The organism is Rhizobium aureum, assembly GCF_030182495.1.
GTDB classification, from domain to species: domain Bacteria; phylum Pseudomonadota; class Alphaproteobacteria; order Rhizobiales; family Rhizobiaceae; genus Rhizobium; species Rhizobium tropici_C.
On sequence record NZ_JAQJCI010000009.1, the window covers coordinates 68,891 to 94,363 of the forward strand.

The 25,473-nt window shown below is 60.9% G+C and carries 25 protein-coding genes and 1 tRNA gene; 16 read left to right on the plus strand and 10 right to left on the minus strand.

Going from position 1 to position 25,473, the window contains the following annotated elements; all coding sequences use genetic code 11:
* Positions 1–7 precede the first annotated feature (7 nt).
* Positions 8–667 (minus strand): ribosome biogenesis GTP-binding protein YihA/YsxC, encoded by a 660-nt coding sequence (yihA, locus tag PH552_RS20600; protein WP_183762521.1) that lies wholly within the window; start codon positions 665–667, stop codon positions 8–10.
* 119 nt (positions 668–786) lie between these two features.
* Between yihA and PH552_RS20605 the strand changes: the two genes are divergently transcribed.
* Positions 787–1,095, plus strand: a complete 309-nt coding sequence (locus PH552_RS20605; RefSeq protein ID WP_183762524.1) for a hypothetical protein — start codon at positions 787–789, stop codon at positions 1,093–1,095.
* 70 nt (positions 1,096–1,165) lie between these two features.
* Here PH552_RS20605 and yidC read toward each other — a convergent pair whose 3' ends face one another.
* Genes yidC through rpmH form a run of 3 tightly spaced genes read right to left on the minus strand, consistent with a single transcriptional unit; the run spans position 1,166 to position 3,529 of the window.
* Positions 1,166–2,968 carry a membrane protein insertase YidC gene (yidC, locus tag PH552_RS20610; RefSeq protein ID WP_112343695.1) on the minus strand — a complete coding sequence of 601 codons (1,803 nt, stop codon included), beginning with the start codon at positions 2,966–2,968 and terminating at the stop codon, positions 1,166–1,168.
* Entirely contained in the window at positions 2,968–3,369 is a 402-nt protein-coding gene (gene rnpA / locus PH552_RS20615) for a ribonuclease P protein component (RefSeq protein WP_112343696.1), read from the minus strand. The genes yidC and rnpA overlap by 1 nt, the downstream gene beginning before the upstream one ends.
* 25 nt (positions 3,370–3,394) lie before the next feature.
* Positions 3,395–3,529 (minus strand): 50S ribosomal protein L34, encoded by a 135-nt coding sequence (gene rpmH / locus PH552_RS20620; protein ID WP_041677194.1) that lies wholly within the window; start codon positions 3,527–3,529, stop codon positions 3,395–3,397.
* A 419-nt stretch (positions 3,530–3,948) separates the two neighbouring features.
* On the opposite strand from rpmH, the gene PH552_RS20625 reads away from it, so the two are divergent.
* The 3 genes from PH552_RS20625 to PH552_RS20635 all read left to right on the plus strand — a co-directional run bounded on the left by PH552_RS20625 (position 3,949) and on the right by PH552_RS20635 (position 7,849).
* A complete protein-coding gene (locus PH552_RS20625) occupies positions 3,949–5,958 on the plus strand; it encodes a methyl-accepting chemotaxis protein (protein WP_183762527.1) in 2,010 nt (669 codons plus the stop codon).
* 198 nt (positions 5,959–6,156) lie between these two features.
* Positions 6,157–7,647 carry a sensor histidine kinase gene (locus PH552_RS20630; protein ID WP_246698533.1) on the plus strand — a complete coding sequence of 497 codons (1,491 nt, stop codon included), beginning with the start codon at positions 6,157–6,159 and terminating at the stop codon, positions 7,645–7,647.
* Positions 7,648–7,772: 125 nt separating this feature from the next.
* Positions 7,773–7,849 (plus strand) — tRNA-Arg (locus PH552_RS20635).
* 253 nt (positions 7,850–8,102) lie between these two features.
* Here PH552_RS20635 and PH552_RS20640 read toward each other — a convergent pair.
* Positions 8,103–8,543 (minus strand): MarR family winged helix-turn-helix transcriptional regulator, encoded by a 441-nt coding sequence (locus PH552_RS20640; protein WP_285166266.1) that lies wholly within the window; start codon positions 8,541–8,543, stop codon positions 8,103–8,105.
* 61 nt (positions 8,544–8,604) lie between these two features.
* Here PH552_RS20640 and PH552_RS20645 point away from each other — a divergent pair, with 61 nt between their 5' ends.
* A complete protein-coding gene (locus PH552_RS20645; protein WP_183762530.1) occupies positions 8,605–9,048 on the plus strand; it encodes an SgcJ/EcaC family oxidoreductase in 444 nt (147 codons plus the stop codon).
* A gap of 93 nt (positions 9,049–9,141) precedes the next feature.
* Here the strand turns inward: PH552_RS20645 and PH552_RS20650 are convergent, their stop codons facing one another.
* Both PH552_RS20650 and PH552_RS20655 read right to left on the minus strand, forming a co-directional pair.
* On the minus strand, positions 9,142–10,698 hold the full coding sequence (locus PH552_RS20650) for an MDR family MFS transporter (RefSeq protein WP_183762534.1): 1,557 nt from the start codon (positions 10,696–10,698) through the stop codon (positions 9,142–9,144).
* A complete protein-coding gene (locus tag PH552_RS20655; protein ID WP_113249799.1) occupies positions 10,695–11,144 on the minus strand; it encodes a MarR family winged helix-turn-helix transcriptional regulator in 450 nt (149 codons plus the stop codon). Before PH552_RS20655 ends, PH552_RS20650 begins: the two co-directional genes overlap by 4 nt.
* Before the next feature lie 147 nt (positions 11,145–11,291).
* Between PH552_RS20655 and PH552_RS20660 the strand changes: the two genes are divergently transcribed.
* Positions 11,292–11,765: a BA14K family protein gene (locus PH552_RS20660; protein ID WP_113249798.1), complete on the plus strand. Its 474-nt coding sequence runs from the start codon at positions 11,292–11,294 to the stop codon at positions 11,763–11,765.
* A 47-nt stretch (positions 11,766–11,812) separates the two neighbouring features.
* Here the strand turns inward: PH552_RS20660 and PH552_RS20665 are convergent, their stop codons facing one another.
* A complete protein-coding gene (locus PH552_RS20665; RefSeq protein WP_112343703.1) occupies positions 11,813–12,739 on the minus strand; it encodes an oxidoreductase in 927 nt (308 codons plus the stop codon).
* A 226-nt stretch (positions 12,740–12,965) separates the two neighbouring features.
* On the opposite strand from PH552_RS20665, the gene PH552_RS20670 reads away from it, so the two are divergent.
* From PH552_RS20670 to PH552_RS20690, 5 genes are all read left to right on the plus strand, one after another.
* Positions 12,966–13,613: a class I SAM-dependent methyltransferase gene (locus tag PH552_RS20670; RefSeq protein WP_183762535.1), complete on the plus strand. Its 648-nt coding sequence runs from the start codon at positions 12,966–12,968 to the stop codon at positions 13,611–13,613.
* 59 nt (positions 13,614–13,672) lie between these two features.
* A complete protein-coding gene (locus tag PH552_RS20675; RefSeq protein WP_183762536.1) occupies positions 13,673–14,317 on the plus strand; it encodes a TetR family transcriptional regulator in 645 nt (214 codons plus the stop codon).
* A 211-nt stretch (positions 14,318–14,528) separates the two neighbouring features.
* The gene (locus PH552_RS20680) at positions 14,529–15,410 is read left to right on the plus strand and encodes an aldo/keto reductase (RefSeq protein WP_183762538.1); all 882 of its coding nucleotides are present in this window, start codon (positions 14,529–14,531) and stop codon (positions 15,408–15,410) included.
* 564 nt (positions 15,411–15,974) lie between these two features.
* On the plus strand, positions 15,975–17,267 hold the full coding sequence (locus PH552_RS20685; protein ID WP_169644715.1) for an alpha/beta hydrolase: 1,293 nt from the start codon (positions 15,975–15,977) through the stop codon (positions 17,265–17,267).
* A gap of 181 nt (positions 17,268–17,448) precedes the next feature.
* Complete coding sequence (locus PH552_RS20690) at positions 17,449–18,486, plus strand: 4-hydroxyproline epimerase (RefSeq protein WP_169644382.1); 1,038 nt, start codon at positions 17,449–17,451, stop codon at positions 18,484–18,486.
* Positions 18,487–18,690: 204 nt separating this feature from the next.
* On the opposite strand, the gene PH552_RS20695 is transcribed toward PH552_RS20690, so the two are convergent.
* Positions 18,691–19,125, minus strand: coding sequence for an RbsD/FucU family protein (locus tag PH552_RS20695; protein WP_113249791.1), 435 nt, complete (start codon positions 19,123–19,125; stop codon positions 18,691–18,693).
* Positions 19,109–20,356, minus strand: a complete 1,248-nt coding sequence (locus PH552_RS20700) for an ROK family transcriptional regulator (protein WP_113249790.1) — start codon at positions 20,354–20,356, stop codon at positions 19,109–19,111. The genes PH552_RS20695 and PH552_RS20700 overlap by 17 nt, the downstream gene beginning before the upstream one ends.
* A gap of 246 nt (positions 20,357–20,602) precedes the next feature.
* Here PH552_RS20700 and PH552_RS20705 point away from each other — a divergent pair, with 246 nt between their 5' ends.
* The 5 genes from PH552_RS20705 (at position 20,603) to pyrC (ending at position 25,468) form a co-directional block, all read left to right on the plus strand.
* Positions 20,603–21,628, plus strand: a complete 1,026-nt coding sequence (locus tag PH552_RS20705; protein WP_183762544.1) for a sugar ABC transporter substrate-binding protein — start codon at positions 20,603–20,605, stop codon at positions 21,626–21,628.
* A 178-nt stretch (positions 21,629–21,806) separates the two neighbouring features.
* Entirely contained in the window at positions 21,807–22,871 is a 1,065-nt protein-coding gene (locus PH552_RS20710; protein WP_113249789.1) for an ABC transporter permease, read from the plus strand.
* Entirely contained in the window at positions 22,847–23,656 is an 810-nt protein-coding gene (locus PH552_RS20715; RefSeq protein ID WP_183762547.1) for an ATP-binding cassette domain-containing protein, read from the plus strand. Before PH552_RS20710 ends, PH552_RS20715 begins: the two co-directional genes overlap by 25 nt.
* Positions 23,653–24,285, plus strand: coding sequence for a nucleoside triphosphate hydrolase (locus tag PH552_RS20720; RefSeq protein WP_113249788.1), 633 nt, complete (start codon positions 23,653–23,655; stop codon positions 24,283–24,285). Before PH552_RS20715 ends, PH552_RS20720 begins: the two co-directional genes overlap by 4 nt.
* 142 nt (positions 24,286–24,427) lie before the next feature.
* Positions 24,428–25,468: a dihydroorotase gene (gene pyrC, locus PH552_RS20725; protein ID WP_112343714.1), complete on the plus strand. Its 1,041-nt coding sequence runs from the start codon at positions 24,428–24,430 to the stop codon at positions 25,466–25,468.
* The last annotated feature ends 5 nt before the right edge of the window (positions 25,469–25,473 follow it).

Below are 25,473 nucleotides of genomic sequence, written 5' to 3' on the forward strand. Positions count from 1 at the left end.
TCGGTCTTCAGACCTGGATGCCGACCGTCAGGCCAATGGCCTCGCGCAACTCCTGAAGACCAACGCCTTTTTCCGATGAAGTGGCGAGGATGCCGGGATAGGCGGCGGGGCGCTTGCGGATTTTTTCAGCGGTATCAACCAGCAGCTTCGGTATGCCTGCTTCCTTGATCTTGTCGGTCTTGGTCAGCACGATCTGATAGGAAACAGCAGCCTTGTCGAGCAGGCCCAGAACTTCCTCGTCGTTCTTCTTGATGCCGTGGCGGCTGTCGATCAGCACATAGACGCGCTTCAGCGTCGTGCGCCCGCGCAGGTAGTCGAAGACGAGCTTCGTCCAGGCATCCACCTGATCCTTCGGCGCTTCGGCATAGCCGTAGCCAGGCATGTCAACCAGAGCCATCGGCGGCAGGTCGCCGCTCTCGCCGGAAAAACCATCGGGAACGAAATAATTGAGTTCCTGCGTGCGGCCCGGCGTGTTGGATGTGCGCGCCAGTCCCTTATGTCCGACCAGAGCATTGATCAGCGACGACTTGCCGACATTCGAGCGGCCGGCAAAAGCGATTTCCGGCGGCCCTTCCGGCGGCAGAAACTTCATGGCCGGCACGCCGCGGATGAAAATCCACGGACGTCCGAAAAGCGGCTTGTCGTCTTTGGTCGTCTGGTCTGCCATTTGCTCAGTCTTTTATCTGGTTTGATGGTCTGGCTTCGGGGTTTTGCCCATGAAAGTCAAGTTTTGATCGAAATGTGTGACGCGTTGCGGACCTGCACGTAGCCTGTCATGGTGCGCAGATGGAGCAAGATGCGCTGAAAGATGACGATGCGGTGGATATACGCCTCGATGTGAAGGAGGCACTGGTTCTATTCGAGCTTCTTTCCCGCTGGTCCGATCCGAACGCAACGCATACCCCCGGCAGCGAGTATTTCGAGAGCCCTGCCGAATGTGCGATATTGCACGGTTTGCTCGTGGAACTCGAGAAGCAGCTTCTTGCTCCATTCAGGCCCGAATACAGGCAGATTCTCGCCGAGGCACGCAACGTACTGGCGGAACGATGGGACGTCCAACCCTCAGCGGCCGAGTTACCGCCCAAGGCTCCCTGATGCCGGAGCCTCTATCGTTAATATCCAAGGCCGAGAATGAAAAAGCCCCACCGAAGCGGGGCCTTTATCGTCATTTCGATGGTGCCGGTTTTCGTTTGAAGAGGCCCTTCAGATTGTCGAAGAGCTCCACCTTCACGCCATGGCGTTTCATGATGATCGACTGCTGGATGACAGAGAGCGTATTATTCCAGGCCCAGTAGATCACGAGGCCGGCCGGGAAGCTTGCCAGCATGAACATGAAGACCAGTGGCATCCAGTTGAAGATCATCGCCTGGGTCGGGTCCGGCGGGGTCGGGTTCATGCGCATCTGCAGGAACATGGTGACGCCCATGATCAGCGGCCAGACGCCGAGATGCAGGAAGGTCGGAGCCGCGAACGGCAGCAAGCCGAACAGGTTGACGATCGAGGTCGGATCCGGCGCGGAGAGGTCCTGGATCCAGCCGAAGAACGGCGCATGGCGCATTTCGATGGTGATATAGATCACCTTGTAGAGCGAGAAGAAGATCGGGATCTGCAGGAGCACTGGCCAGCAGCCCGCGATCGGGTTGATCTTTTCTTCCTTGTAGAGCTGCATCGTCGCCTGCTGCAGGCCCATGCGGTCGTCGCCGAACTTGGCCTTCAGCTCCTCCATCTTCGGCTGCACGCGCTTCATGTTCGCCATGGAGGCATATTGCCGGCTGGCGAGCGGGAAGAAGAGCGCCTTGACCACGATGGTGGTGCAGAGGATGGCGACGCCGAAATTGCCGAAGTAGCGGAAGAAGAAGTCCATCAGCTTGAACATCGGCTTGGTGATGAAATAGAACCAGCCCCAGTCGATGAGGCGGTCGAAGCGCGGGATCGAATAGCTGGTCTCATAGCGGTCGATGACCGGGACTTCCTTGGCGCCGGCGAAGACGAGGTTCTTGAGGTCGATCGACTGGCCGGGAGCAACCGTGACCGCATCTTCCTTGTAGTCGGCCTGGTAGCGCGGCGTACCGTCGGTGAAGTGCGAGAAGCGGGCATCATATGCGGTCGACTGCGGCGGCACGATCGTTGCAGCCCAGTACTTGTCCGTCATCCCGAGCCAGCCACCGGTCGCCTTGGCGGGCGTTGTGGCTTCCTTTTCAGTTGATGCGTACTTGGTCTCGATCAGGCCGTCATCGCCGATGACGCCGATAAAGCCTTCGTGCAGGACGTAGGCGGAAGGCGTCTCGGGCTTGTTGTAGCGGGTGACGCGGCCATAGCTCGACAGCGAAACCGGCGCCTGGCCGCTATTGGCGATCTTGTCGCTGATCGTGAACATGTAGCGATCGTCGACCGAGATGGTGCGGGTGAAGGTGATGCCCTTGTCGTTGGTGTAGGAGAGCGTCACCGGCGTCTTGTCGGTCAGCTTGTCGCCGCTCGTGAGCTTCCAAAGGGTCGAAGGACCTGGGACTGCGCCGGTTGCATCGCTGCCGACATAGCCGAGTTCGGTGAAGTAGCCGTCCTTGGTGTCGGCCGGGCTGAACAGCGTGATGATCGGGCTGCTCTTGTCGACAGTCTCGTGATAGGCCTTGAGACGGAGATCGTCGAGGCGGGCGCCTTCCAGGTTGATGGAACCGGCAAGTGCCGGTGTATCGATGACAACGCGCGCGGAAGCCGTCTTCTCGACGGACTGATCGCGGCTGAGAACCGTCGGCGCCGTCTGGCCGTTTGCCGGCAGCGAACCGTTTACAGCGGTGCCCGCGGCAGGCGACTGCGTCGTCTGAGCCTGCTGCGCCTGCTGGTGCTGCTTGGCGGCCTGTTCGGCCTGGCGCTGCGCTTCGAGGCGCGGGTTCATGTAGAAAAACTGCCAGCCGAGAACAATCAGCACAGACAGTGCAATTGCAACGATGTAATTGCGGTTGTTTTCCATCATACTTTCCTGGAGCGGTCCATTTCCGACCGCCGGTGTTTCGGCCTGGTTTCGATGCGGCTTACGAGTTCGCTCGCCAGTTTTTCGAAAGGCGCGGTCAGCACCTCGCGTCGCGCGACAACCACATAGTCGTGTCCGGGCTGCATTGCAAATCCGGCATGAAGCCGCACGGCTTCTTTCAGCCTGCGCCGCATGCGGTTGCGCTCCACCGCGTTGCCATGTTTTTTGGTAACGGTAAAACCAACGCGGGGTTCGGCGTCGGCGATCTTGCGGTCCAGCATCTCTATCAGGAAGAAGCTGCCTCGGCGCTTCTCGCCTTCGCGGACGGCAAGAAACTGCGGCCGGCTTTTCAGCCGCCCGACAGTCTTTTTGGGTCGTTCATTCGTCAATTTGCCCGCCATCCTGGATCATCGGGCATTTCGGCCCTTAGGCCGAAAGACGCTTGCGACCACGGTTACGGCGAGCGGAAAGAACCGCGCGGCCGCCCTTGGTGGCCATGCGCGCACGGAAACCGTGGCGACGCTTGCGGACAAGCTTGGATGGTTGGTAGGTACGCTTCATTTATTTAAACACCGCGGAGTGCGGCCCTTCTTGAGCTTTGCTTTGAGTAGCAAGGAGCGTTGTTGATTATGGCGAACGGACTTGGCCCGCAAAAGCAGGCACGGTGACCGAACGTGCGCGGGCTTATACGGATCAAGGCCCCGGAAGTCAATTATATGGGCGCAGATTCCTTGAGCTCCGGCAATTTCGCGCGATCGGCGGCGGCTGATTGCTATCTGGCTGCTGCTCCCCGGCGGAATGTGCGCAACCTTGAATATAAATTGCATAATTCCTAAAATATACAATTAGTATAGTGAAGAATGTCGGACGCTTAGATTAAAGATAACTCAATATAACATTAATGATTTTAGTCGATATCTAGCCCTGTGTGGTAAAACCCATCGATTTATGGGGGATGGGATCTGCGCCGGAGGGGTATTGTGAGAATTCGCGGCAAAATAAATCTGCTTGTATCTGTCATGGCCGGGGCGGCGCTTCTGATCGGCGCCACCGCGCTTTATGCGTTGCATCAATATGACCAGAAATTACAGAGCTACGAGCAGACGGCGAGCCGCGCTTACATGGGCGAGCGCCTGAATCGCTACGTGACCGCAGTGGTCATGGAAGCGCGCGGCATCTATGCCGCGGCTGCGGCAAAAGATTCCAAACCCTTTGCCGATGGGCTGATGGCCGATCTCGGCGAAATCGACAAGGTGCTGGCAAGCTGGGCGCCTCTGGTGCCGGAGACGCAGAAGCCGGAATTCACCAAGCTGCAGGCGCGCGCCCAGGAGTTTCGCGCCTTTCGCACGGAAACGGCCAGGCTCGGCGTGACCGATGGCCCGGATGCCGCCGGCAAGCAGGGCAACAACGAGGCGAACCGCGCCAACCGCAAGGCTTTCCAGGCTGAGATCGATGCGATCGTCCAGACCGATAAGGCGGAACTTGCGAAGGCGGAGGCCGAGATCGCAACCTTCCACAGCACTGTGCTCTGGGTGGTCCTCTCCATCATGATCGTCGGTATCGTGGCCGGTGTCGGCCTCGGCGCCTATATCGGAACCGTCCATCTGAGCCGCCCGATCCGCAAGGTGACCGATGCGATAAAGAATGTCGCCGACGGCCATTTCGATATAGAGGTGCCGTTTGCCGGCCGTGGCGACGAAATCGGCGAGATGGCCGCGGCCGTCGACATCTTCAAGGAAAACGGCAATGCCGTGCGCCGCATGAATGCCGAGGAAACGGCCATGCGCGCCAAGAGCGACGAGCTTCAGTCGAGCATGTCTCTCGTCGTCTCGGCCGCGGCGGCCGGCGATTTCAGCCACCGCATCGAGAAGGACTATGGTGACGTCAACCTCAATCGCTTCGCTGGCAACGTCAACGAGCTGCTTGTCAGCGTCGACAGAGGCATCGGTGAAGTCCGCCGCGTCATCGCGAGCCTGGCGGACGGTGATCTGACCCAGGCGATGAAGGGCGAATTCCAGGGCGCCTTTGCCGAACTGCAGCAGAACGTCAATGCGACGCTTGCGACGCTGAAGAGCACCATGAGCGAGGTGCGCGGCACCACCGGCTCGATCAATTCCAACACCAATGAGCTGCGCCACGCCAGTGACGACCTCTCCAAGCGCACCGAACAGCAGGCGGCGGCACTGGAGGAAACCTCGGCAGCGCTCGACGAGATCACCTCTGTCGTCCAGAATTCCACGGAGCGGGCGCGCGAGGCGAGCGTCATGGTCAGCGAAGCCAAGGACGACGCGGCTCGTTCCGGCACGGTGGTTCGCAATGCGATCGACGCCATGGGCCGTATCGAGCAGGCATCGGGCGAGATCAGCCAGATCATCGGCGTGATCGACGACATCGCCTTTCAGACCAATCTTCTCGCATTGAACGCGGGCGTCGAAGCGGCTCGCGCCGGCGAGGCAGGTAAGGGTTTCGCCGTCGTCGCTCAGGAAGTGCGCGAGCTTGCTCAGCGCTCGGCCACCGCGGCCAAGGATATCAAGGCGCTGATCGGCAAGTCCGGCGACGAGGTGCAGGTCGGCGTCAAGCTCGTGCAGGCAACCGGCGAGGCGCTGTCCTCCATCGAGGCCCGCGTGCTGAAGATCAACGATCACATTCATTCGATAGCGACGGCGGCGCGCGAACAGGCAACGGGCTTGTCGGAGGTGAACAAGGCCGTCAACCAGATGGATGAAGTCACGCAGCGCAATGCCGCCATGGTCGAGGAGACTTCGGCCGCGACCCATCGCCTGGCGGCCGAGGCCGATGGCCTTGTCCATCTCGTTTCGCGCTTCAAGGTGGATGCCGTCAATGTCACAGCACCCGTGCCCGCGCGCGCTGAGACGCATCGTCCTACGGCATCGCCGGCACGCCGGATGATCGATAGGGTCGCTACCGCCTTCGGCGGCGGGGCGGCGGCCGCACCGGCCACCGCGACGCAAGGCTGGGAAGAGTTCTGATCGTTCAACCATGAGGCCAAATCCAAGGCCGGCCTCGCCCGAGTAGCGCGGCCGGCCTTGTTTGTTTGTCCAAGCGCAGAGCCGATTGGAAAAAAGCCCACAATCGCCTATTATCTGGTTTCGATCAGATCGCATCGGATCGCTTTGCAGCGAAGCGGGACAATTGAAATGGACAGTGGGCAGGATAAGGACGCCGCAATGGGCGATAAGGTCGCCAAGGGCGGCCTGTCCCAGTCTTGCCGTCCCACGGGCATCTTTGGCGGCCTTTCCGGCAAGCTCCTTATTCTGACTGTCGTTTTCATTTCCGTGGCGGAAGTGCTCATCTTCGTGCCCTCCGTCGCCAATATGCGGCTGCGCTGGCTGGAGGATCGGCTGAATACTGCCGCCGCCGCCGCGATCGTCATCGATGGCCTGCAGCCGGCCGAACTCCCCCGTGCGCTGCAAAAGGAGACGTTGATGGCGACGGGCACGCGGGCCATCGTCCTGCGCAAGGACGGCACTTCGCGCCTGTTGGCCACAGCCGAAATGCCGGCCTCCGTCGATGAAAAATACGATCTTAGTGACGTTTCCCAGCTGACTGCGATCAAGGACGCGCTCGATACGCTGCTGTTCGGCGGCAACCGCATCATCCGTGTTTTCGGTCCTGTCGGCGGCGATGCCAACACCGGCATCGAGGTGGTGCTGAAGGATACCCGCCTGCGCAATGCGATGCTGGCCTATTCCGTCAGCGTGTTCTTCGTCTCCATCCTGATCTCGCTGTTCACGGCGACGCTGATCTTCTTCGCGATCAACCGCATGATGATCCGCCCGATCCGCAGGCTGACGGACAGCATGCAGGCCTATTCGGACGATCCTGAGGATCCGGGCCGCATCCTCGTTCCCGACAGGGGAGGCGATGAGCTTGCCGTGGCCGGCCGCCACCTCGCCTCCATGCAGTCGCAGCTGCAGAAGACCCTGAAGCAGCAGAAGAATCTCGCCGCTCTCGGGCTGGCGGTTTCGAAGATCAATCACGACATGCGCAACATCCTCTCGGCGGCACAGCTGATGTCGGACCGGCTTGTCGATGTGGATGACCCGATGGTCAAGCGCTTCGCGCCGAAACTGCTGCGGACCATCGACCGTGCCGTCGGTTATACGACCGAAGTTCTGTCCTACGGCCAGACCTCCGAGTCCGCGCCGCGCCGGCGCAAGATCCGTCTCCTCGAACTCGTCGGCGAAGTCCGCGATATCCTCGCGATCGATCCCGATAGCGGCATAGAATTCGCCGAGCAGCTCAGTCCGGATCTGGAGGTCGATGCCGACAGCGAGCAGCTGTTCCGTGTCATTCACAATCTCTGCCGCAATGCCCATCAGGCACTGATCGCTTTCGGCGAGACGGATCCGGACAGTGTCAGGCGCATCACGGTATCGGCGCATCGAATCGGCAGTGTCGTCAGCATCACCGTCGACGACACCGGACCCGGCATGCCGCAGAAGGCGCGCGAAAATCTCTTCACCGCTTTCCGTGGCTCGGCCCGCTCCGGCGGCACCGGCCTAGGTCTGGCGATCGCCCGTGAGCTCGTCCTTGCCCATGGCGGCACCATTGCGCTCGTGGAAAAGCCGGTGGCCGGCACGCAGTTCCGCATTGAAATTCCCGACCGCCCAGTATCCCTTGATGACTATCGCAGCAGAAGCTTCCAAGAAAGATGATTGTTTTCAGGCGCTTGGCGTCAATATGCACGAAAATCGCGATCTTTTTCACAAATCCACTTGCATTCCCTCAAGGGAGGCTTTAGAGAACCGCCCACGCCAACGGTTTCTTCCGTTTCGGCCACGCACCCGTAGCTCAGCTGGATAGAGCACCAGACTACGAATCTGGGGGTCAGGAGTTCGAATCTCTTCGGGTGCGCCATTTCTTCACTATTCTAGACCAAGCTTGGCATCTTCTTGTCTAAAGCGTATCGCGATCCTTGAGATTCGTTTCTCGCGCGTTGAGTCTTTGATATTGCGCACGTCGCTGCAGCAAAGCTGCCGAACACTTCTGCGCGACATGTCTTAGCTTCGACCCACGCAAGCATTCGCAACAGCTTGTGATGTCCATGCCGCTGCGCGGTCGGCGCTGTCAGCGATGTTGCGCCGCCTGAATATCTGCCTGCTTCTTTGCATTAACGAATTATGGGCTGCATGTCCTCCTTTGCCGCGATGGTCCGCAGGGCGGTGCGCAATATCCGATAGGCTTGCTCTCCCAACAGCTCACGATATCGCCGTTCGATCCCGTCGTTAAATTCGTGAACGATTTGCATCACCTGCCGCGCCTCCGGCCTGGCGGTGACGAGCTTGGCGCGCCTGTCCGTAGGATCCGGCACCCGCTCGACATAGCCAAGACGTTCCAGATCATCGATCAGTTCGCCCATTGCGGCCTTGCCCATGCCCGCCCTTTCGGCAAGCAGGCTGGCTCTGGTTCCTTCTTCATCGATATTGGCAAAGACTGCGCCATGCTTCAGTCGGATAGCTGGATGGCCGCGTTCGTGTAGCGTCTGGGTGAGCGCCCGTGCGGAAGCCTGGTAGGCATAGAGCAGAAGTGATTGCGTGTAGGGTGTTGCCATATTTCCAATTAAGTCCGGTTGCCATATAGTATGGCATTCATAATAAAGGAGGGAACGTGAGATGTCACTGCATCCGGACGTTGGACAAGCCGCACAACAAATCGTTGATGCGTTCGTCGCCGCATGGAATAGCCACGATGCCAGCGCCTTTTCCGCGATATTTGCGCAAGACGCCGATTTCACGAACGTATTTGGAATGAAGGCAACGGGCCGATCATTGATCGAGCAGTTTCACAGGCCCATATTCGAGACGATGTTCAAGGACAGTCAGCTCAAAGCCATCAAAACCCAAATGCGTCCTATCCGCTCCGATGTTGCCGCACTCGACATTCACTGGAGCATGACAGGGGCGCGCGATCCGCAAGGGAATGAATGGCCTGAACGCTATGGGCTGATCAACATGGTGATCGTGCGCGAACACGATGTCTGGTCGATCGCCGTCATGCACAACATGGACCTGCCCGAGGACGGCAAAGCGGAAGCTCAGCGTAAGCTGCAGAGTTGACGCGCTCTTCGGAACCCGGAGCGAAGGGGGGCGGCCCTGCGAATAAGCACCGGGATGCCGGGCTTCTGCTTCCGTAGCCATATCGTGCGCAGCTCAGCTTGGGCGTACCTTTTCCGGCCCATGCTCCATCTTCAGCGGCAATTCCGGCAGAAACAGCAGCACGATCAGCGCCAGCGCTACAATTGCCGTGCCGGTCGCAAAGGTCATGGCGATCGCGTGACGATAGAGCGCTATCGCGGCGGCATGAGCCTCGGGGGAGGCGGTGGCGAGCTGCTTCATGCCGGCTTCGGTCAATGAGGAGCCATGCATCCCGTCGAGGACGCCGCCGGCATTCTGTACGCGGTAGGCCAGGATGGCGCCGGAGCCGGTGACGCCGATGAGGCCGCCGAGCGAGCGGAAGAAGGCGAGCGTCGCCGTACCCACACCACGATGGGCAAGGGGCAGGGCATTCTGCACCGCGATCGTCATCGTGGGCATGACGAGGCCAAGGCCAAGGCCGAGGGCAAAGACCGTCGGCTCGATGATCCAGAAGCCTTGGCTGGTGGCGGCCGCCCAGGCGAGCACGGCAAAGGCGGCGGTTGCCAGGCTGAGGCCGCAGAGCTGCGCCGGCTTGTAGCGCCCGAAGCGATGCAACAGCACCCGCCCGTTGACCATGGAGGAGACGACGACGCCGATCATCAGCGGGCCGGTGAGCAGGCCCGAATGTGAGGGGCTGACGCCCATGACCATCTGAAAGAACAGCGGAAAGAACAGGCTCGCTCCCAGCATACCCATGAAGGTCAAAGCCAGTACGAGGCAGGCGACGACGAAGAGCCGATTACCGAAGAGATCGGGCGGCAGCACCGGCTCGGGCTCGCGCCGGATGTGAAGGATGAGAAAGACGAAAAGGACGAGCGCGAGAACGGAGAGGCCGAAGATCTCAGGCGAGTTCCAGGCCCATTCATTGCCGCCGAGGGCGAGCACCAGCAGGAAGCTTGTCGTACAGCCGGTCAGCAGCGCCGCGCCGAGGTAGTCGATGCGGCGGATGCGTGCTTGATGCGGCCGCTTCAGCGCCCGGCCGATCATGACGAGCGCGACGGCGCCGATCGGCAGGTTGACGTAGAAGATCCAGTGCCATGACAGGAGATCGGTGATAACGCCACCGGCAATCGGGCCGATGACGCTGCAGACGGCGAAGACGGCCGCGATCGAGCCCTGATTGCGGCCACGTCTCGCCGGCGGTACGATATCGCCGATGATGATCTGCGCCAGCGGCAGCAATCCGCCGGCGCCGATGCCCTGGATCGCCCGGAAGATGATCAGCTGCGGCAGCGTCTGCGCCATGCCGCTCAGCACCGAACCCAGAAGGAAGATGAGGATCGCCGCATAGATCATCGGTTTGCGGCCGTACTGATCGCTGAGCTTGCCATAGAGCGGCATGGTGCTGGTCGAGGCGAGTACATAGGCGCTGACCACCCAGGAGAGATGCGTCAGGCCGCCGAGATCGCTGACGATGCGCGGCAGCGCCGTTGCGACGATGCTTTGGTCGAGGGCGCCGAGGCCGAGAACGATCATCAGCCCGAGGATGACGGCGCGGATCTCGCGGCGATCGGGCGGGACGTCTGCTGCCGGCGCCGATGGCGCGGCGCTGTCCGGAAGAGTCGCATTCATTGCCCGATCTCCATGAGCGGTTCGATGGCGGCGCGAATGGCGTCACGCTGCTGCGGCGACAGTTTGGTGAGTTCGGAGGCGAGCCAGTCCGTTCGCCGTTGTTTCAGGCGCCGAATGAATTCCTGCCCCTTCTCGGTGGCAATCAAGCCATTGCGGCGCCGATCGTTCGGATCGGGGTCCGCGCGCGCAATGAGGCCATCCCGCTCCATCGCCTTCACGTGCCCTGAAATCGTCGGTCCGCGCAGCCTCTCCATCCGCGCCAGTTCGGCTACGCCGATGCCTGGCTGCTGGATGATAGCGACCAGGAGCAGGGCATGTAGCGGCGACAACTCGGCCTCGTCGCTCTCGCGTCGCAATTGCCGATAAAGACGATGGAGGGCAGGACGCAGCGCTTCGGCAAGCGCGTAGGCGTCGTCGCTGCCATGATGGTGGTCGGCTTCACTCATTGCGTCTCGCTCGGTGATAGATAGATAGGCTTCCTATCTATATGCCTATCGCGTGGCATGTACTTGCGCAAGCGATAATATTGTGAAAGGTTTTCAATCATTGCGCGTTGTTCATCAGTATTACGACTCGACAGGAGGAGAAGAGCTGTGAAACGATTCCTGACAACCGTGACAGTGACCGTCCTGAGTGCCTTGCTTGCCGTTACATCTTTCGATCCGGTGGCGGCCGCGCCAATTCAGCCACTGATCCAGCCGGCCATCCAGCAGACGGGTGAGCAGCCTGCCGGCCTAACCGAAGTCCAATATCGGCACCACAACAGATACTATCGCCGGCATCACCGTCCGCACTATCGACCACACTATCGTCCGCATCATCGCCCGGGCTATTGGCATGGCCATCGCGGCTATCGTTATCACCGCCCGGGCTACCGGCGCCATAATGGCTGGTGGTATCCGATGGCCGCCTTCACCGCCGGCGCGATCATCGGTAGTGCCGTTTCACAGCCGCCCCGCGGCAGCGCGCATGTCCGCTGGTGCGCAAGCCGATATAAGACATACCGCGCGTCCGATAATACCTACCAGCCAACCAGCGGCCCGCGCCGCCAGTGCGTGAGCCCGTGATCTGACAGCCTTGGATCCCTCCCTGCCGAGCAGAGAGGGATTCTGTTTCAGGCCGCTGCGGTCAGTTGCTCCGAAATGTCCCATAACCGCCGCCAGATGGCTTGGTCACGGGCATGCGACGCGATCTTGGCTCGCACCGGCGGCCCCTTGAGTTCGTAAAAGCCGTCAGGGCCATACATGGCGCCGCCTTCTGCCGTGGGCGAGGTGGCCGCAAAGAGGGTCGGCAGGGCGCCGGCTGCCGCCGTATGCGATAGAAGCGGCCCCAGCAATCTCGTCGCGATTTCGAGGCTGCCGGCCCGGTCGCGACCCATGCGCGGACCCGTGGTCTGCAGGCTGGTCGCGGCATAGCCGGGATGGGCGGCAACGCTTTTCAGCTTCCAGCCTTCGGCGCGGGCGATGCGATCGAGTTCCAAACTGAACAGCAGCGTTGCGAGCTTCGATTGGCAATAGGCGGACCAGGACCGATAGCGCCTGCGCCACTGCAGATCGTCGAAATTGATCCTGCCGCTGCGATGGGCAAGGCTGCTGACGGTGACGACGCGCGGGCTGTCGGCGGCGAAGATTTTCGGCAATAGCCGCATGGTCCAGGCAAAATGTCCGATATAATTGGCGCCCATCTGCATCTCGAAACCGTCTTCCGTCTCATGACGATCGGGAATGGCCATGACGCCGGCATTGTTGATGAGCAGATCGACACGCGGCACAGTGGCGGCGATGCGGCCTGCCGTGCGGGCGACGGAATCGAGGCTGGCGAGATCCAGCGGTTCGAACGTGACGTCCGCTGCGGGTGTCGCCCCGCGGATCTTGGCGAGCGCTTCATTGGCCTTGGTCTCATTGCGAGAGGCGATGATCACCTTTGCACCAGCGCCCGCCAGCGCCTTTGCCGTTTCGTAGCCTATGCCGCTATTGGCGCCGGTGATGACTGCGATGCGGCCTGTTTGGGGTGGAATATCCTTCACTGTCCAGTCTGGCATTGCGGAAACTCCTGTGGGAGAGATTGGCATTGCCCATTGTATCTGGTAATTTCTATACTAAATGCAAGTTTGCAATAGATGAAAAAATGTAAGCGCGAAATTCATGGTTTCGCCTGCATATCAACGATTTCGACGGCCCATTGGCGCGGCATGCCTTTGAATTGCCACGCTGCTCGGCCCTCATCGCCATATATTTGATATCGTGTCCGAAGATTGGATTTGCGGAATGACGACAAAGACTTCATGCGCTGATTTTGTGCAGTTCTTCCGCTCCTGGGTCAGCGATCCCCTGCGCGTGGCGGCGGTTGCCCCCTCGGGCGAACGGCTGGCGAGATTGATGACCCAGGAGATCGAGCCGCTCGATGGCCCGATCCTCGAGCTCGGTCCGGGCACGGGTGTATTCACGCGCGCACTGCTGGCGCGTGGTATTGCGGAAAGCGCGCTCACGCTCGTCGAGTTCGGCGAGGAGTTTGCCGTTCGGTTGCGCGGGCGCTTTCCCGAGGCGCGTATCGTGCAGATGGATGCGGCGCAGCTCGGCCAATGCGGCCTTTTCGATGACGCGCCGTTCGGCGCCGTCGTCAGTGGTTTGCCGCTGCTGTCCATGCCGCCTTCGAAAGTCGAGGCCATCGTTGGCGGTGCCTTCGAAGCGATGAAGCCGGGAGGAGCTTTCTATCAGTTCACCTATGGCCCGCGCTGCCCGGTACAGAAAGCGATCCTTGAAAGCCTTGGGCTTACTGCAAAGCGCATCGGCGGGACGGTGCGCAACATTCCGCCGGCCGGCGTCTACAGGATATCGCGGCAAAATCCTCTGGAGCTCTCGATCATCGGCTCCAAATATCGTAGCACCGGAGAGAATGCTGGAATCAGCGCTTAGGCGCAGGGAGCCGGCAAGGCCGATTTGGGGCGGCCCGAAGCGAGTGCCGGGGGTAGCGGATGGCGAAAAAGCCGCATGTCGATAGCGCGGTAACGGAAGGCCGGCGCGAGCGTAAGCGCCGTCAAACCCGCGAACGCATCGAAGCCGCAGCCTTGAAGCTTTTTCTCGAGCGCGGCTTTGATGCCACGACAATCGAAGACATCACCGAGGCGGCCGACGTTTCCAAGCGTAGTTTCTTCGATTACTTCCCAAGCAAGGAAGAGGTCGTTGCCGCCTGGCAGGATGGTTTCGCCCGCGAGCTGATCGGCGCGGTTGCCGTCCAGCCCGAAGATGCGTCGGTCGTCGACGTCATCGAGGCGGCTGTCAATTCTGCCCTTCGTACTGCCATCGCCGATCCGCAAAGCCTTGCTCTGGCCGCCCTCATTCACAATACGCCGACGCTTCAAGCCCGCGACCAACTCAAATATGCCAAACTGGAGAAGAAGCTCGCGGATGCGCTGTTTGCCCGTGGCAGCGGCAGCCAGGAGGAGCGTCTTCGCCTTGGCATGCTTGCCGCCGCGGTCGTGACGATGCTGCGCATCGGCAGCGAGCGCTGGATGCAATCTCCGCAGGACGTTTCCATGGAGCAGTTCGCTCGCAACCTGTTCGATGAGCTTTGGGCCACGCTTGCCGATATCGGCAAACAGGTGCAACGGCGCACGTGAGGGCGCAAGACCAAACCAAGGACAAGCCGACTGGCCGGTCCTGGCGCATCATGCATCGACACATTGCATAAGCTGCGATGCAGACCCATCTAGTATCGGTCGCGACACCTGTTTTCCCCTCGCGGGACGTTCGATTTGCCCGTCGGATTCCGGCTCCTTTCGGAGGCCGAGACGCATAAGACATTTCACATCAGCAAAAGGGACTATAACCATGTCAGCATTCGATGCAGCCAAGTCCGGTCAGTTCAAGATCGGCGGTGATCTCCCCGTCCATCGTCTCGGTTTCGGCGCTATGCGCATTACCGGTTCCGGTATCTGGGGCGAGCCAGAGGACCATGATGAAGCCGTCCGCACGCTGAGGCGCCTGCCGGAACTCGGCATCAATTTCATCGATACGGCCGATTCCTATGGTCCGGACGTTTCCGAACGCCTGATCAAGGAGGCGCTCCATCCCTATGGCCACGGTCTCGTGGTCGCGACCAAGGGCGGACTCACCCGAACCGGCCCGAATGTCTGGGTGCCTGTGGGTCGTCCTGAATATCTGATCCAGCAGGCGCACAAGAGCCTGCGCAACCTCGGCGTCGAGCGCATCGATCTCTGGCAGCTCCATCGCATCGATCCCAAGGTGCCTGCAGCAGAACAGTTCGACGCCGTGAAATCTCTCTTGAATGACGGTCTCGTCCGCCATGCCGGCTTGAGCGAAGTCTCCGTTGCCGACATCGAAGCCGCATCGAAGCATTTCAAGGTGGTGACGGTGCAGAACCGCTACAATTTGGTCGATCGCACCAGCGAAGACGTGCTCGACTATTGCGAAAAGCATGGCATCGGCTTCATCCCCTGGTTCCCGCTGGCCGCCGGCGATCTTGCCAAGGAAGGCTCGCTGCTCGATACCATCGCGAAGAAGCACAATGCCGCGCCGAGCCAGATCGCGCTTGCCTGGGTGCTGAAGCGCAGCCCGGTGATCTTGCCGATCCCCGGCACGGGTAAGGTCAAGCATCTCGAGGAAAACACCGCAGCGGTCGACATCGTCCTTTCCGACGAGGAATTTGCCGCGCTGGATGCAGAAGGCAAGAAGGCGTTCAAGGCGGCCTGAACCGAAAGTCATCTAGCCGGCGGGAGATTGCTCGCCGGCTGGATGTCAGTGAGAAGCGCTTCCAATGCAAAAACGCCGATCACAATCATGTGAATCGCGGAGTTTGAGTAGATAACGACTGTAAAATAGGCGCTTCTCCCCAGAAAATGCCGGCGATATGCGGTATTTTTGGCGTCTACGAAGAAAGCAATGCATCCAGTGCATTGCTGCATTGCGAAAGACGGTCTGTTCATCCCGATCCGCTCGTTATATCTAATCCCTCGAAGGCAGCGCACTCCTCCTCCCAGCGCTCCTTCAATGATTGGCAACACTCCTCCTCCTCCTCCCAGTTGCCAATCCGGATCAAGAGCCCGATGCATCCTCCTCCCGCATCGGGCTCTTTTTTATTTTCAGCCAGATTATCGGTTAGCGGTGTTGGACGATTGCGTTGCGCCTTTGCAATGCCGTCGCGAATTAGCATTACGTCATGAGCCCAAGAACCGCGGGAGCAGCTTGCGCCGTGGACATGCATGCGTAGAGTGGCGCAACATTCTGACGGTAAGGAAAGGTTGCATGATGCAGCTCATGGCGGGTTCGCACCGATTGAGAAGGGCGTTTTTCCGAACCGCGGCCATGGTCGTTACCTTGTCTCTGGCCGCCTGCGGCCGCCCGATCGGCGTCATGCAGCCTGTTTCCGAAAATGTGCCGGGCACATCGAAGATCGATCTTCTCGTTGCCACGACGCGCCTGCCGGACCAGGATCCGGCAATTCTCTTCTCGGGCGAACGTGGGCCAGGGCTGAAGGTGGATGCGGTCAGCGTCTCCATCCCGCCCGAAGCCAATCGCAAGGTCGGCCAGGTCCAATGGCCGAGCCGTTTACCCGGCAATCCCCTGAAGAATTTCGTCACCATCGGCGTCAAGCCGCTGGCGGGCGAAGCGGATGGGCGCGCCTGGCTGCATGCCGAGCTGCCGAAGAACAGGCGGGTGCTGATCTTCGTGCATGGTTTCAACAATCGCTATGAGGATGCAGTCTATCGCTTCGCGCAGATCGTGCACGATTCGCATGCCGACGTCGCACCGATCGTGTTCACCTGGCCGTCGCGCGCCAGCATCTTCGATTATGCCTACGACAAGGAAAGCACGAACTATTCCCGCGATTCGCTGGAGGAATTGCTGCGGCGCGTAGCCGCCGACCCCTCCGTCGGCGATATCACCGTCATGGCGCACTCCATGGGTAGCTGGCTCGCGGTCGAATCCCTGCGGCAGATGGCGATCCGCAATGGCCGCGTCGCGCCGAAGATCAAGAACGTCATCCTGGCGTCTCCCGATCTCGACGTCGATGTTTTCGGGCGCCAGTTCGCAGCACTCGGCAAGGACAAGCCGCACTTTACATTGTTCGTCTCGCGTGATGACCGCGCGCTCTCCCTCTCGAGACGCATTTCCGGCAATATAGATCGCCTCGGCCAGATCGATCCTTCAGCCGAACCCTATCGCAGCGAGCTGGAGAAACAGGGCATCACCGTCCTCGATCTCACCAAGCTCAAGACGGGCGATGGCTTGAACCATGGCAAGTTCGCCGAAAGCCCGGAAGTGGTGAAGCTGATCGGCGCCCGGCTGATCGAGGGCCAGACGATCACCGATTCCGATGTCGGTATCGGCGACGCAGTCGGCGCCGTCGCCATGGGGGCCGCACAAACGGTCGGCAGCGTAGCGGGTGCGGCGGTCAGCGCCCCGATTGCCATCTTCGATCCGCGCACCCGCCGGAACTACGGCGAACAATGGCGCCGTGTCGGCGCTTCCGCCGGCAACACCGTCGGCTCGCTGGGCGATAGCGTCGAGGCCACCGGCAGCAATGTCGGTGAAGCGCTGAAGCAATAGCGCTATCATGGTCTAATTGAAAACCGGCGGGTTCAATGCTGCCGCAAATCACCATAGCCACCTTGCCCGATCTGATATATCAGAGAGTGCGCTGGGGGAATGGCGCTGGCTGGCCTCGCCGGTCAGCTCATCCGCCTCGGGCGACGATATTATGCGACGCATCTGATTGGAGCATATCGAGATGAGATGGAAGCGCACGATCCAGCTGCTGGATGTTCATTGCGAGGGGGAAATCGGCAAGGTTGCCATCGGCGGCGTGCCGAAGATCCCGGGCAACAGCATTGCCGAGCAGCTGCATTGGCTGAATAGCGATCCGAAGGGCCAGGAGCTGCGGCGCTTCCTTGTGCTGGAGCCGCGCGGCGCGCCGATCGGCTCCGTCAACCTCCTGCTGCCGGCCAAGCACCCCGAAGCCGATGCCGGCTTCATAATCCTGCAGCCGGATCAGGCGCATGCGAGCTCGGGTTCGAATTCCATCTGCGTGACCACGGCCCTGCTCGAATCCGGCATCATCGAGATGAAGGAACCGGAGACGGTCGTCACGCTCGACACGGCCGCTGGCCTGGTACGCGCGACTGCGACCTGCCGCGACGGCCGCTGCGAGAAGGTGCGGCTGACCATGGTGCCGTCCTTCGTGCATGAGCTGGATGTCGAACTCGACACGGCGCAATGGGGCAGGATCAAGCTCGATCTCTGCTATGGTGGCATCTTCTATGCGCTGGTCGATGTCGGCCAGATCGGCTTGAAGATCGAAAAGGCGAATGCCGCCGCCCTCGTGCAGGCCGGCATGATTCTCAAGGATGCGATCAATCGTGCAATGACCGTGGTTCATCCGGAAATTCCGGCGATCTCGGGCGTCGCCTATGTCATGTTCCGCGACATCGATGCCGATGGCGCCATCCGCACCTGCACGACCATGTGGCCCGGCCGCGCCGACCGCTCGCCCTGCGGCACCGGCAATTCGGCCAATCTGGCGACGCTGCATGCCCGCGGCAAGGCCAAGGTCGGTGATGTCTTCAAATCCCGCTCGATCATCGGTTCGGAATTCGAAGTCGGTCTGCAGGCCGAGACCGAAGTTGCCGGCAAGCCGGCCATCATCCCGACGATCACCGGTCGTGGCTTCACCTTCGGCCTCAGCCAGGTGGCGCTCGATCCCTTTGATCCGATGGCGGAAGGTTTCGCCATGACGGATGTCTGGGGGCCCTCTGCGGGCGATATTTGAGGTGGGTGGATGATTAGCTCCTGCCATCTGGAGAGTTTTGCCCCTCACCCTAATCCTCTCTCCGTTTTGACGGGGAGAGGGAACTAGCTCTGCATTCTCGTCTGGGTAATTTGCCGGAGGGAAGGCTGTGGGTGCGCCCATCCCCTTCGCCCCGCAAGCGGAGAAGTGGCCGAAGGCCGGATGAGGGGCCTTTGGGATAGTCTTTTACACTTTCGGATAAATCACACCCTTGCGCAGAATGATGTTGCCATAAAGCCTTGGCTCGCTGGTCTGTATCAGCGCATGCGCTTGCTGCACCCGCTCATAGAATTCCGCCGGCAGCAGTGGCACGACCTTGATCTCGGGCACATGCCGGGCGCAGCACTCGATCATTTCGGCATGGACGGGATCGACGGCGTCGCGATCCTGGCGGACGGTGGCGCGGAAAATCGCCTGCGGCACGAAATCGTCGATCGGCAGTACGCTCAGCACGGCATCGAGCACCGGGATGACACCATGGCCGTCGAGACGGATAAGGCGGCGGCCATGCTCGAGGCCGGGATAATTGCCGTCGACAAGGGCGATTTCATCGCCATGGCCCATGGCGCGCAGCGTCGCCAGCAGCTCGGGGCTCAATAGCGGGTCAATGCCCTTCAGCATGCTCAATCTCCTTGAAAAGAACGTTTTGATCGATCAGGTAGCGCGCAAAGATCGGCAGGCTGGCGGCGCCGATGGCGCGTGCCTGCGGCCCGACGGCCCCCTCGATAATCTCCGGCATGACGACGCCCTGCAGATCGAGTTCCGCAGCGGCCCTGATGGTTGCGCGCACCACGCGCTCCCGCACCCAATCGGGAAAGCCGCCATCGATGACGGCGGCGCTGAAATCGATGACCGAGGCGGCCGCGACAATCGCCTGCGCCAGGGCCTTGGCCGTATCCTGGATCCAGATTTCCAACGGCTCGCCGAAATCGATCCAATTGTCTGCCGAATACCAGAGGGGACGTGGATCGAAGCCATGGTCGCGCAGAAGGTTCTCGAGCACGAAGATCGAGGCGATTTCCAGAAGCTGGCGGTTCTCGCCATTGCGGCCGCGCACGGGCAGCGGGCCGAGCGCACCGGCTGTGCCCGTCCTGCCGACGAAGGTTGACGAATTGAGGACGATGCCGCCGCCGAGGAAGGAGCCGATGAAGAAATAGACGAAGTCCGGATAGCGTGGACCGACGCCGAAGACGAGTTCGGCGCCGCAGGCGCTGGTGGCGTCATTCTGCAGCATCACGGGGTAGGGCGCGCGCGAGGCGATTTCGGCCCGCAGGTCGAAACCGCGCCATGCGTCCATAGCCCCGGGCGGCGATCCGACCTGTTCGGCCCAGTTCCACAGTTCGAATGGCGCGGCGACGCCGATCCCGGCGATCTTCTGCCGCTGTTCCTCGCTGAGGCGCCCTTCCAGCTCGCGGACGCCGGCTGTGACGAAGGCGATGATGTCCTGGGGCAGCGGGTAGGGATAGGTTTGATGGAGCTGCATCCTGATACCGCCGACGAAATCCATCAGCACGAGATCGGCACTGCGCCGGCCGATCTTGACGCCAAAGGAGAGCACCGCGTCGGGGTTGAGCCGCATGGGGATGGATGGCTGCCCGACGCGTCCGCGCACAGGCGCGTCGCGAGACAATAGCCCGTCCTTCTCGAGCTCCCGCATGATGACGGAGACGGTCTGTGCCGAAAGTCCGCTGCGCCTGGCGATATCGGCCTTCGAAAGCGCGCTATGACGACGCACGAGCGACAGGACGAGCCGTTCGTTATGGGCGCGCACGCCGAGTTGGTTCGCGCCCCCGCTGTGGTCGAGAATCGCTGGTGCTGTGGGTGTTTCCTCAGGGTCGTGCACAAGAGACATGAGCCTGCTCCTTCCATCATGGCCATGCCTTATTTTTTTCCAGAATGCCATATCGAATTAATAATTCAATCCGATTTATTTATTGACAGGCCGAAATCTTTAGGCTCAGATATAGGCGTTGAGGATGCGTACATGGCCTTGGAGGAGGTCCACCGAAAATAATCCGACAGGCATTGCGCATCTCCACGCCGGGCTCGGCTCTGTGATTGCCGGACAGTCCGGCTTTTCAAACATCGGGAGGATTGAATGAAGAAATCTGTTATTTCCGCCACGCTCGCCGCTTTGGCGATCGGCGTTGCCTTTGCCGCACCTGCCAAGGCTGCCGGCGTATCCGCCTGCCTCATCACCAAGACCGATACCAATCCCTTCTTCGTCAAGATGAAGGAAGGCGCGACGGCCAAGGCCAAGGAACTCGGCGTGACGCTGAAGTCCTATGCCGGCAAGATCGACGGTGACAGCGAAAGCCAGGTCGCCGCCATCGAAAGCTGCATCGCCAGCGGTGCCAAGGGTATTCTGATCACCGCTTCCGACACGAAGGGCATCGTTTCCTCGGTCAAGAAGGCACGCGATGCCGGCTTGCTGGTCATCGCGCTCGACACGCCTCTGGAACCGGCTGACGCTGCCGACGCGACCTTCGCAACCGACAACCTTCTTGCCGGCAAGCTGATCGGCGAATGGGCCAACAAGACGCTGGGCGACAAGGCGAAGGATGCCAAGATCGGCTTCCTCGACCTGACGCCGTCGCAGCCTTCCGTCGACGTCCTGCGCGACCAGGGCTTCATGATCGGCTTCGGTATCGACCCGAAGGATCCGAACAAGATCGGCGACGAAACCGATCCGCGTATCGTCGGCCATGATGTCACCAACGGCAACGAGGAAGGTGGCCGCAAGGCCATGGAAAACCTCCTGCAGAAGGACTCCAGCATCAACGTCATTCACACGATCAACGAACCGGCTGCTGTCGGCGCCTATCAGGCCCTGAAGGCCGTCGGCTTGGAAAAGCAGGTTCTGATCGTGTCCGTTGACGGCGGTTGCCCGGGCGTCAAGTCCGTCAAGGAAGGCGTGATCGGCGCAACCTCGCAGCAGTATCCGCTGATGATGGCTGCCCTCGGCGTCGAGGCGATCAAGAAGTTCGCCGATAGCGGCGAGAGGCCGAAGCCGACCGAAGGCAAGTCCTTCTTCGACACCGGCGTCTCGCTGGTGACGGACAAGCCGGTTCCCGGCCTGAAGTCGATCGACACCAAGGAAGGCACGGCAAAGTGCTGGGGCTAAGCCCCCGCGAAATGTGATATAATCCCTTCGGGAGCCGCGTCATGCGCCTGCTGGCGCGGGTCTCCTTATAAGGGAGAGCAGACCATCGCAACAGTCACGTCGGCCGGGGTTCATCCTCTCGGCTGACCCTTAAACAGCCGGCGGTTTCCGCGCACGAGCGCGGTGGCGGAGGAATAATATGTCCGGAGCACAGGAATTCGAACGTGTTCTCGATGGCAGCGACAAGAACGTCGCGTCGTTCGAGCAGCACGATGTCTCTTTTCTCAAGCGTGTGCAGCACTTTCTGCATTCGACGCCGGCCGCTGTGCCGTTGATCGTATTGGTAATGGCGATCGTGATCTTCGGCATCGCGATCGGCGGGCGGTTCTTTTCCGCCTATACGCTGACGCTGATCCTGCAGCAGATCGCGATTGTCGGCATTCTCGGTGCTGCCCAGACGCTGGTCATCCTGACCGCCGGTATCGATCTGTCGATCGGCGTGATCATGGTCATTTCCTCTGTCGTCATGGGCAACGTCGCCGTCACTTACGGCCTGCCCGCGCCGATCGCCATCATCGCCGGCATGGCTGCCGGCGGCATCTGTGGGCTGCTCAACGGCTTCCTCGTCGCCAACATGAAGCTGCCGCCGTTCATCGTGACGCTCGGTACCTGGAATATCGTCATGGCGACGAATTTCATCTATTCCGCCAATGAAACCATCCGCGACACCGATGTCGATGAAAAGGCGCCGCTCCTGCATCTCTTCGCGATCAGCTTCCGGCTCGGCGGCGCGGTGCTGACCCTCGGCGTCATCGCCATGGTGCTGCTGGTGCTGGGCCTATGGTATATTCTCAATCACACCGCCGGGGGACGGCATGTCTACGCTGTCGGCGATGATCCGGAAGCCGCGAAATTGTCGGGCATCCAGACCAAGAAGGTACTGCTCGCCGTCTATGGCGTTTCGGGACTGATCGCGGCCTTTGCCGCCTGGGTTTCGATTGGCCGCAACGGCTCGGTCTCACCGTCTTCGGCCGTGACGGACTTCAATCTTCAGGCGATTACCGCGACCGTGATCGGCGGCATCTCGCTCTTCGGCGGCCGTGGCTCGATCCTCGGCACGCTCTTCGGCGCCATGATCGTCGGCGTCGTCTCCATGGGCCTCAATATGCTCGGAGCCGATCCGCAGTGGAAAGTCCTCCTGACCGGCGTGCTGATCATCGGCGCCGTCGCGATCGATCAATGGATCAGAAAGGTATCGGCATGACCACGACTGGCGAACCCATTCTCACCGCGCGTGGCCTCGTCAAGCGCTATGGACGCGTCACCGCGCTCGACAACGCCGATTTCGATCTCTATCCCGGCGAAATCCTTGCAGTCATCGGCGACAACGGCGCCGGAAAATCCTCGCTGATCAAGGCGATTTCCGGCGCGGTGACACCCGATGAAGGCGAGATCAAGCTGGAAGGCAAACCTGTTCATTTCAGGTCGCCGATGGAAGCGCGCGAAGCCGGCATCGAAACGGTCTACCAGAACCTGGCGCTGTCGCCGGCGCTCTCGATTGCCGACAACATGTTCCTCGGTCGCGAGATCCGCAAGCCCGGCTTCCTGGGCTCCGTCTTCCGCATGCTCGACCGGCCGGCGATGGAAAAGCGCGCCCGCGACAAGCTCAGCGAACTCGGCCTGATGACGATCCAGAACATCAACCAGGCGGTGGAGACGCTCTCCGGCGGCCAGCGCCAGGGTGTGGCCGTGGCACGCGCCGCCGCCTTCGGTTCCAAGGTCGTCATCATGGATGAGCCGACGGCCGCACTCGGCGTCAAGGAAAGCCGCAAGGTTCTGGAACTCATCCTCGATGTGCGCGCCCGCGGCTTGCCGATCGTTCTGATCTCGCACAATATGCCGCATGTCTTCGAGGTCGCGGACCGTATCCATATCCATCGGCTTGGACGACGCCTGACCGTCATCAATCCGAAGGAATACACCATGTCCGACGCCGTTGCCTTCATGACCGGCGCCAAGGCTCCGCCGGTCGAGAATGTCGCTGCATGAGCGTCTCTCTTGACGATGTTGCCGGCGAGATCATCGCGCGCGCCGGCAACGCGAAACGCTTCCTGGTGGCGATCGCCGGCCCTCCCGGCGCCGGCAAATCGACGCTGGCCGACAATGTCGCCAAGGCTTTGAAGGCGAGGGGCGAAAGCGCCGAAGTCCTGCCGATGGACGGCTTCCACATGGATAACGCCGTCCTGATCGAGAAGGGACTTCTGAAGCGGAAGGGCGTGCCTGACAGTTTCGACGTGCGCGCCTTTCTCGATATCGTCAAGGCCGTGCGCGCCGCCGACCAGGAGGTGCTGGTACCGGTCTTCGACCGCTCGCGCGAGCTTGCCATCGCCTCCGCCCGCATCGTCCCGGCCGATCACCGCTTCATCGTCGTCGAAGGAAACTACCTGCTGTTCAGCCAGGGCAAATGGGCGGAGCTGGAAGGCCTGTTCGACTATTCGATCATGCTTGCTCCACCCATGGAGGTGCTGGAAGAGCGGCTATGGGCGCGCTGGAGGGGCTACGATCTCGACGAAGAGGCGGCCAGCGCCAAGGTTTATGGCAACGATCTCCCGAATGGCCGGCTGATTCTGGAAAACCGCCGCCGCGCAGACGTTACCATCGATATCGTGCAGGATTGAGTTTCTCCATCATTTAACTGCGCTCGCGGATTGTTTTGCGGTGGCGGTTGGTGCTATCGAAGCGCACTATCAAAGAGCGCGATCCCGAAAGGGCGAGGCAGCTTTCGGGCTGGATGGCGCTCACATTCCAGAGGTCGCGCCCATGCAAAAGCTCACCATCCGCCGTCCCGACGACTGGCATCTGCATTTGCGTGACGGAGCCATGCTCGAAGGTGTGATCGGCGATACATCCAGGCATTTTGCCCGCGCCATCATCATGCCCAATCTCGTGCCGCCCGTCGTGACGACAGCGGACGCCGCTGCCTATCGCGAGCGTATCCTCAAAGCGCTGCCGGCGGGCGATCGTTTCCAGCCGCTGATGACGCTCTATCTGACAGAACATACCAGCCCCGATGACGTCGAGGAGGGCAGGAAGAGCGGCCTGATCACGGCGGTCAAGCTCTATCCGGCGGGCGCAACGACCAATTCCCACGGCGGCGTGCGCGATCTGAACAAGGCAATGCCGGTGCTGGAGCGCATGGCGAAGATCGGCCTGCCGCTCTGCGTCCATGGCGAGGTGACGACCCCGGAGGTCGATATTTTCGATCGCGAAGCCGTGTTCATCGAAACCGTGCTCGATCCGCTGCGCAAGCGACTGCCGGAATTGAAGGTCACGATGGAGCACGTGACCACGTCGGATGGCATCAACTATATCAAATCGGCGAAGGCAAACCTCGCCGGCTCGATCACGACGCATCATCTCATCATCAACCGCAACGCCATCCTCGTCGGCGGGATTCGCCCGCATTATTATTGCCTGCCGGTCGCCAAGCGCGAAAGTCATCGCCTGGCGCTGCGCGCGGCTGCAACGAGCGGCGATGCCAGGTTCTTCCTCGGCACGGATTCGGCTCCCCATGTCGATCCGTTGAAGGAGTGCGCCTGCGGTTGCGCCGGTATCTATACTTCGATCAATACTATGAGCTGCCTTGCCCATGTCTTCGAGCAGGAGGGTGCTCTGGAGAGGCTGGAAGCCTTCGCATCGCTGAACGGACCCGCCTGGTACGGGCTGCCTGTCAACGAGGACTGCATCACTCTGGTGCGTCGCCCCGAGGCCGTGACATTCCCGGCCAAGATCGAAACAGGCGCCGGTCCGGTCACCGTCTTCGATCCCATGTTCCCCCTGCATTGGGATGTCGAAGTTTGATTTAG

Bases quoted from the DNA above. Each gene is read 5' to 3' on its own strand.
- PH552_RS20705 (WP_183762544.1), top strand. From the start codon at position 20,603: ATGAAGAAATCTGTTATTTCCGCCACGCTCGCCGCTTTGGCGATCGGC.
- PH552_RS20650 (WP_183762534.1), bottom strand. From the start codon at position 10,698: ATGAATGCGACTCTTCCGGACAGCGCCGCGCCATCGGCGCCGGCAGCA.
- PH552_RS20640 (WP_285166266.1), bottom strand. From the start codon at position 8,543: ATGGCAACACCCTACACGCAATCACTTCTGCTCTATGCCTACCAGGCT.
- rpmH (WP_041677194.1), bottom strand. From the start codon at position 3,529: ATGAAGCGTACCTACCAACCATCCAAGCTTGTCCGCAAGCGTCGCCAC.
- rnpA (WP_112343696.1), bottom strand. From the start codon at position 3,369: ATGGCGGGCAAATTGACGAATGAACGACCCAAAAAGACTGTCGGGCGG.
- PH552_RS20630 (WP_246698533.1), top strand. From the start codon at position 6,157: ATGGGCGATAAGGTCGCCAAGGGCGGCCTGTCCCAGTCTTGCCGTCCC.
- PH552_RS20720 (WP_113249788.1), top strand. From the start codon at position 23,653: ATGAGCGTCTCTCTTGACGATGTTGCCGGCGAGATCATCGCGCGCGCC.
- PH552_RS20655 (WP_113249799.1), bottom strand. From the start codon at position 11,144: ATGAGTGAAGCCGACCACCATCATGGCAGCGACGACGCCTACGCGCTT.
- PH552_RS20715 (WP_183762547.1), top strand. From the start codon at position 22,847: ATGGATCAGAAAGGTATCGGCATGACCACGACTGGCGAACCCATTCTC.
- PH552_RS20685 (WP_169644715.1), top strand. From the start codon at position 15,975: ATGGCGGGTTCGCACCGATTGAGAAGGGCGTTTTTCCGAACCGCGGCC.
- PH552_RS20700 (WP_113249790.1), bottom strand. From the start codon at position 20,356: ATGTCTCTTGTGCACGACCCTGAGGAAACACCCACAGCACCAGCGATT.
- PH552_RS20665 (WP_112343703.1), bottom strand. From the start codon at position 12,739: ATGCCAGACTGGACAGTGAAGGATATTCCACCCCAAACAGGCCGCATC.
- PH552_RS20710 (WP_113249789.1), top strand. From the start codon at position 21,807: ATGTCCGGAGCACAGGAATTCGAACGTGTTCTCGATGGCAGCGACAAG.
- PH552_RS20690 (WP_169644382.1), top strand. From the start codon at position 17,449: ATGAGATGGAAGCGCACGATCCAGCTGCTGGATGTTCATTGCGAGGGG.
- yihA (WP_183762521.1), bottom strand. From the start codon at position 667: ATGGCAGACCAGACGACCAAAGACGACAAGCCGCTTTTCGGACGTCCG.
- PH552_RS20670 (WP_183762535.1), top strand. From the start codon at position 12,966: ATGACGACAAAGACTTCATGCGCTGATTTTGTGCAGTTCTTCCGCTCC.
- yidC (WP_112343695.1), bottom strand. From the start codon at position 2,968: ATGGAAAACAACCGCAATTACATCGTTGCAATTGCACTGTCTGTGCTG.
- PH552_RS20645 (WP_183762530.1), top strand. From the start codon at position 8,605: ATGTCACTGCATCCGGACGTTGGACAAGCCGCACAACAAATCGTTGAT.
- PH552_RS20680 (WP_183762538.1), top strand. From the start codon at position 14,529: ATGTCAGCATTCGATGCAGCCAAGTCCGGTCAGTTCAAGATCGGCGGT.
- PH552_RS20695 (WP_113249791.1), bottom strand. From the start codon at position 19,125: ATGCTGAAGGGCATTGACCCGCTATTGAGCCCCGAGCTGCTGGCGACG.
- PH552_RS20675 (WP_183762536.1), top strand. From the start codon at position 13,673: ATGGCGAAAAAGCCGCATGTCGATAGCGCGGTAACGGAAGGCCGGCGC.
- pyrC (WP_112343714.1), top strand. From the start codon at position 24,428: ATGCAAAAGCTCACCATCCGCCGTCCCGACGACTGGCATCTGCATTTG.
- PH552_RS20605 (WP_183762524.1), top strand. From the start codon at position 787: ATGGAGCAAGATGCGCTGAAAGATGACGATGCGGTGGATATACGCCTC.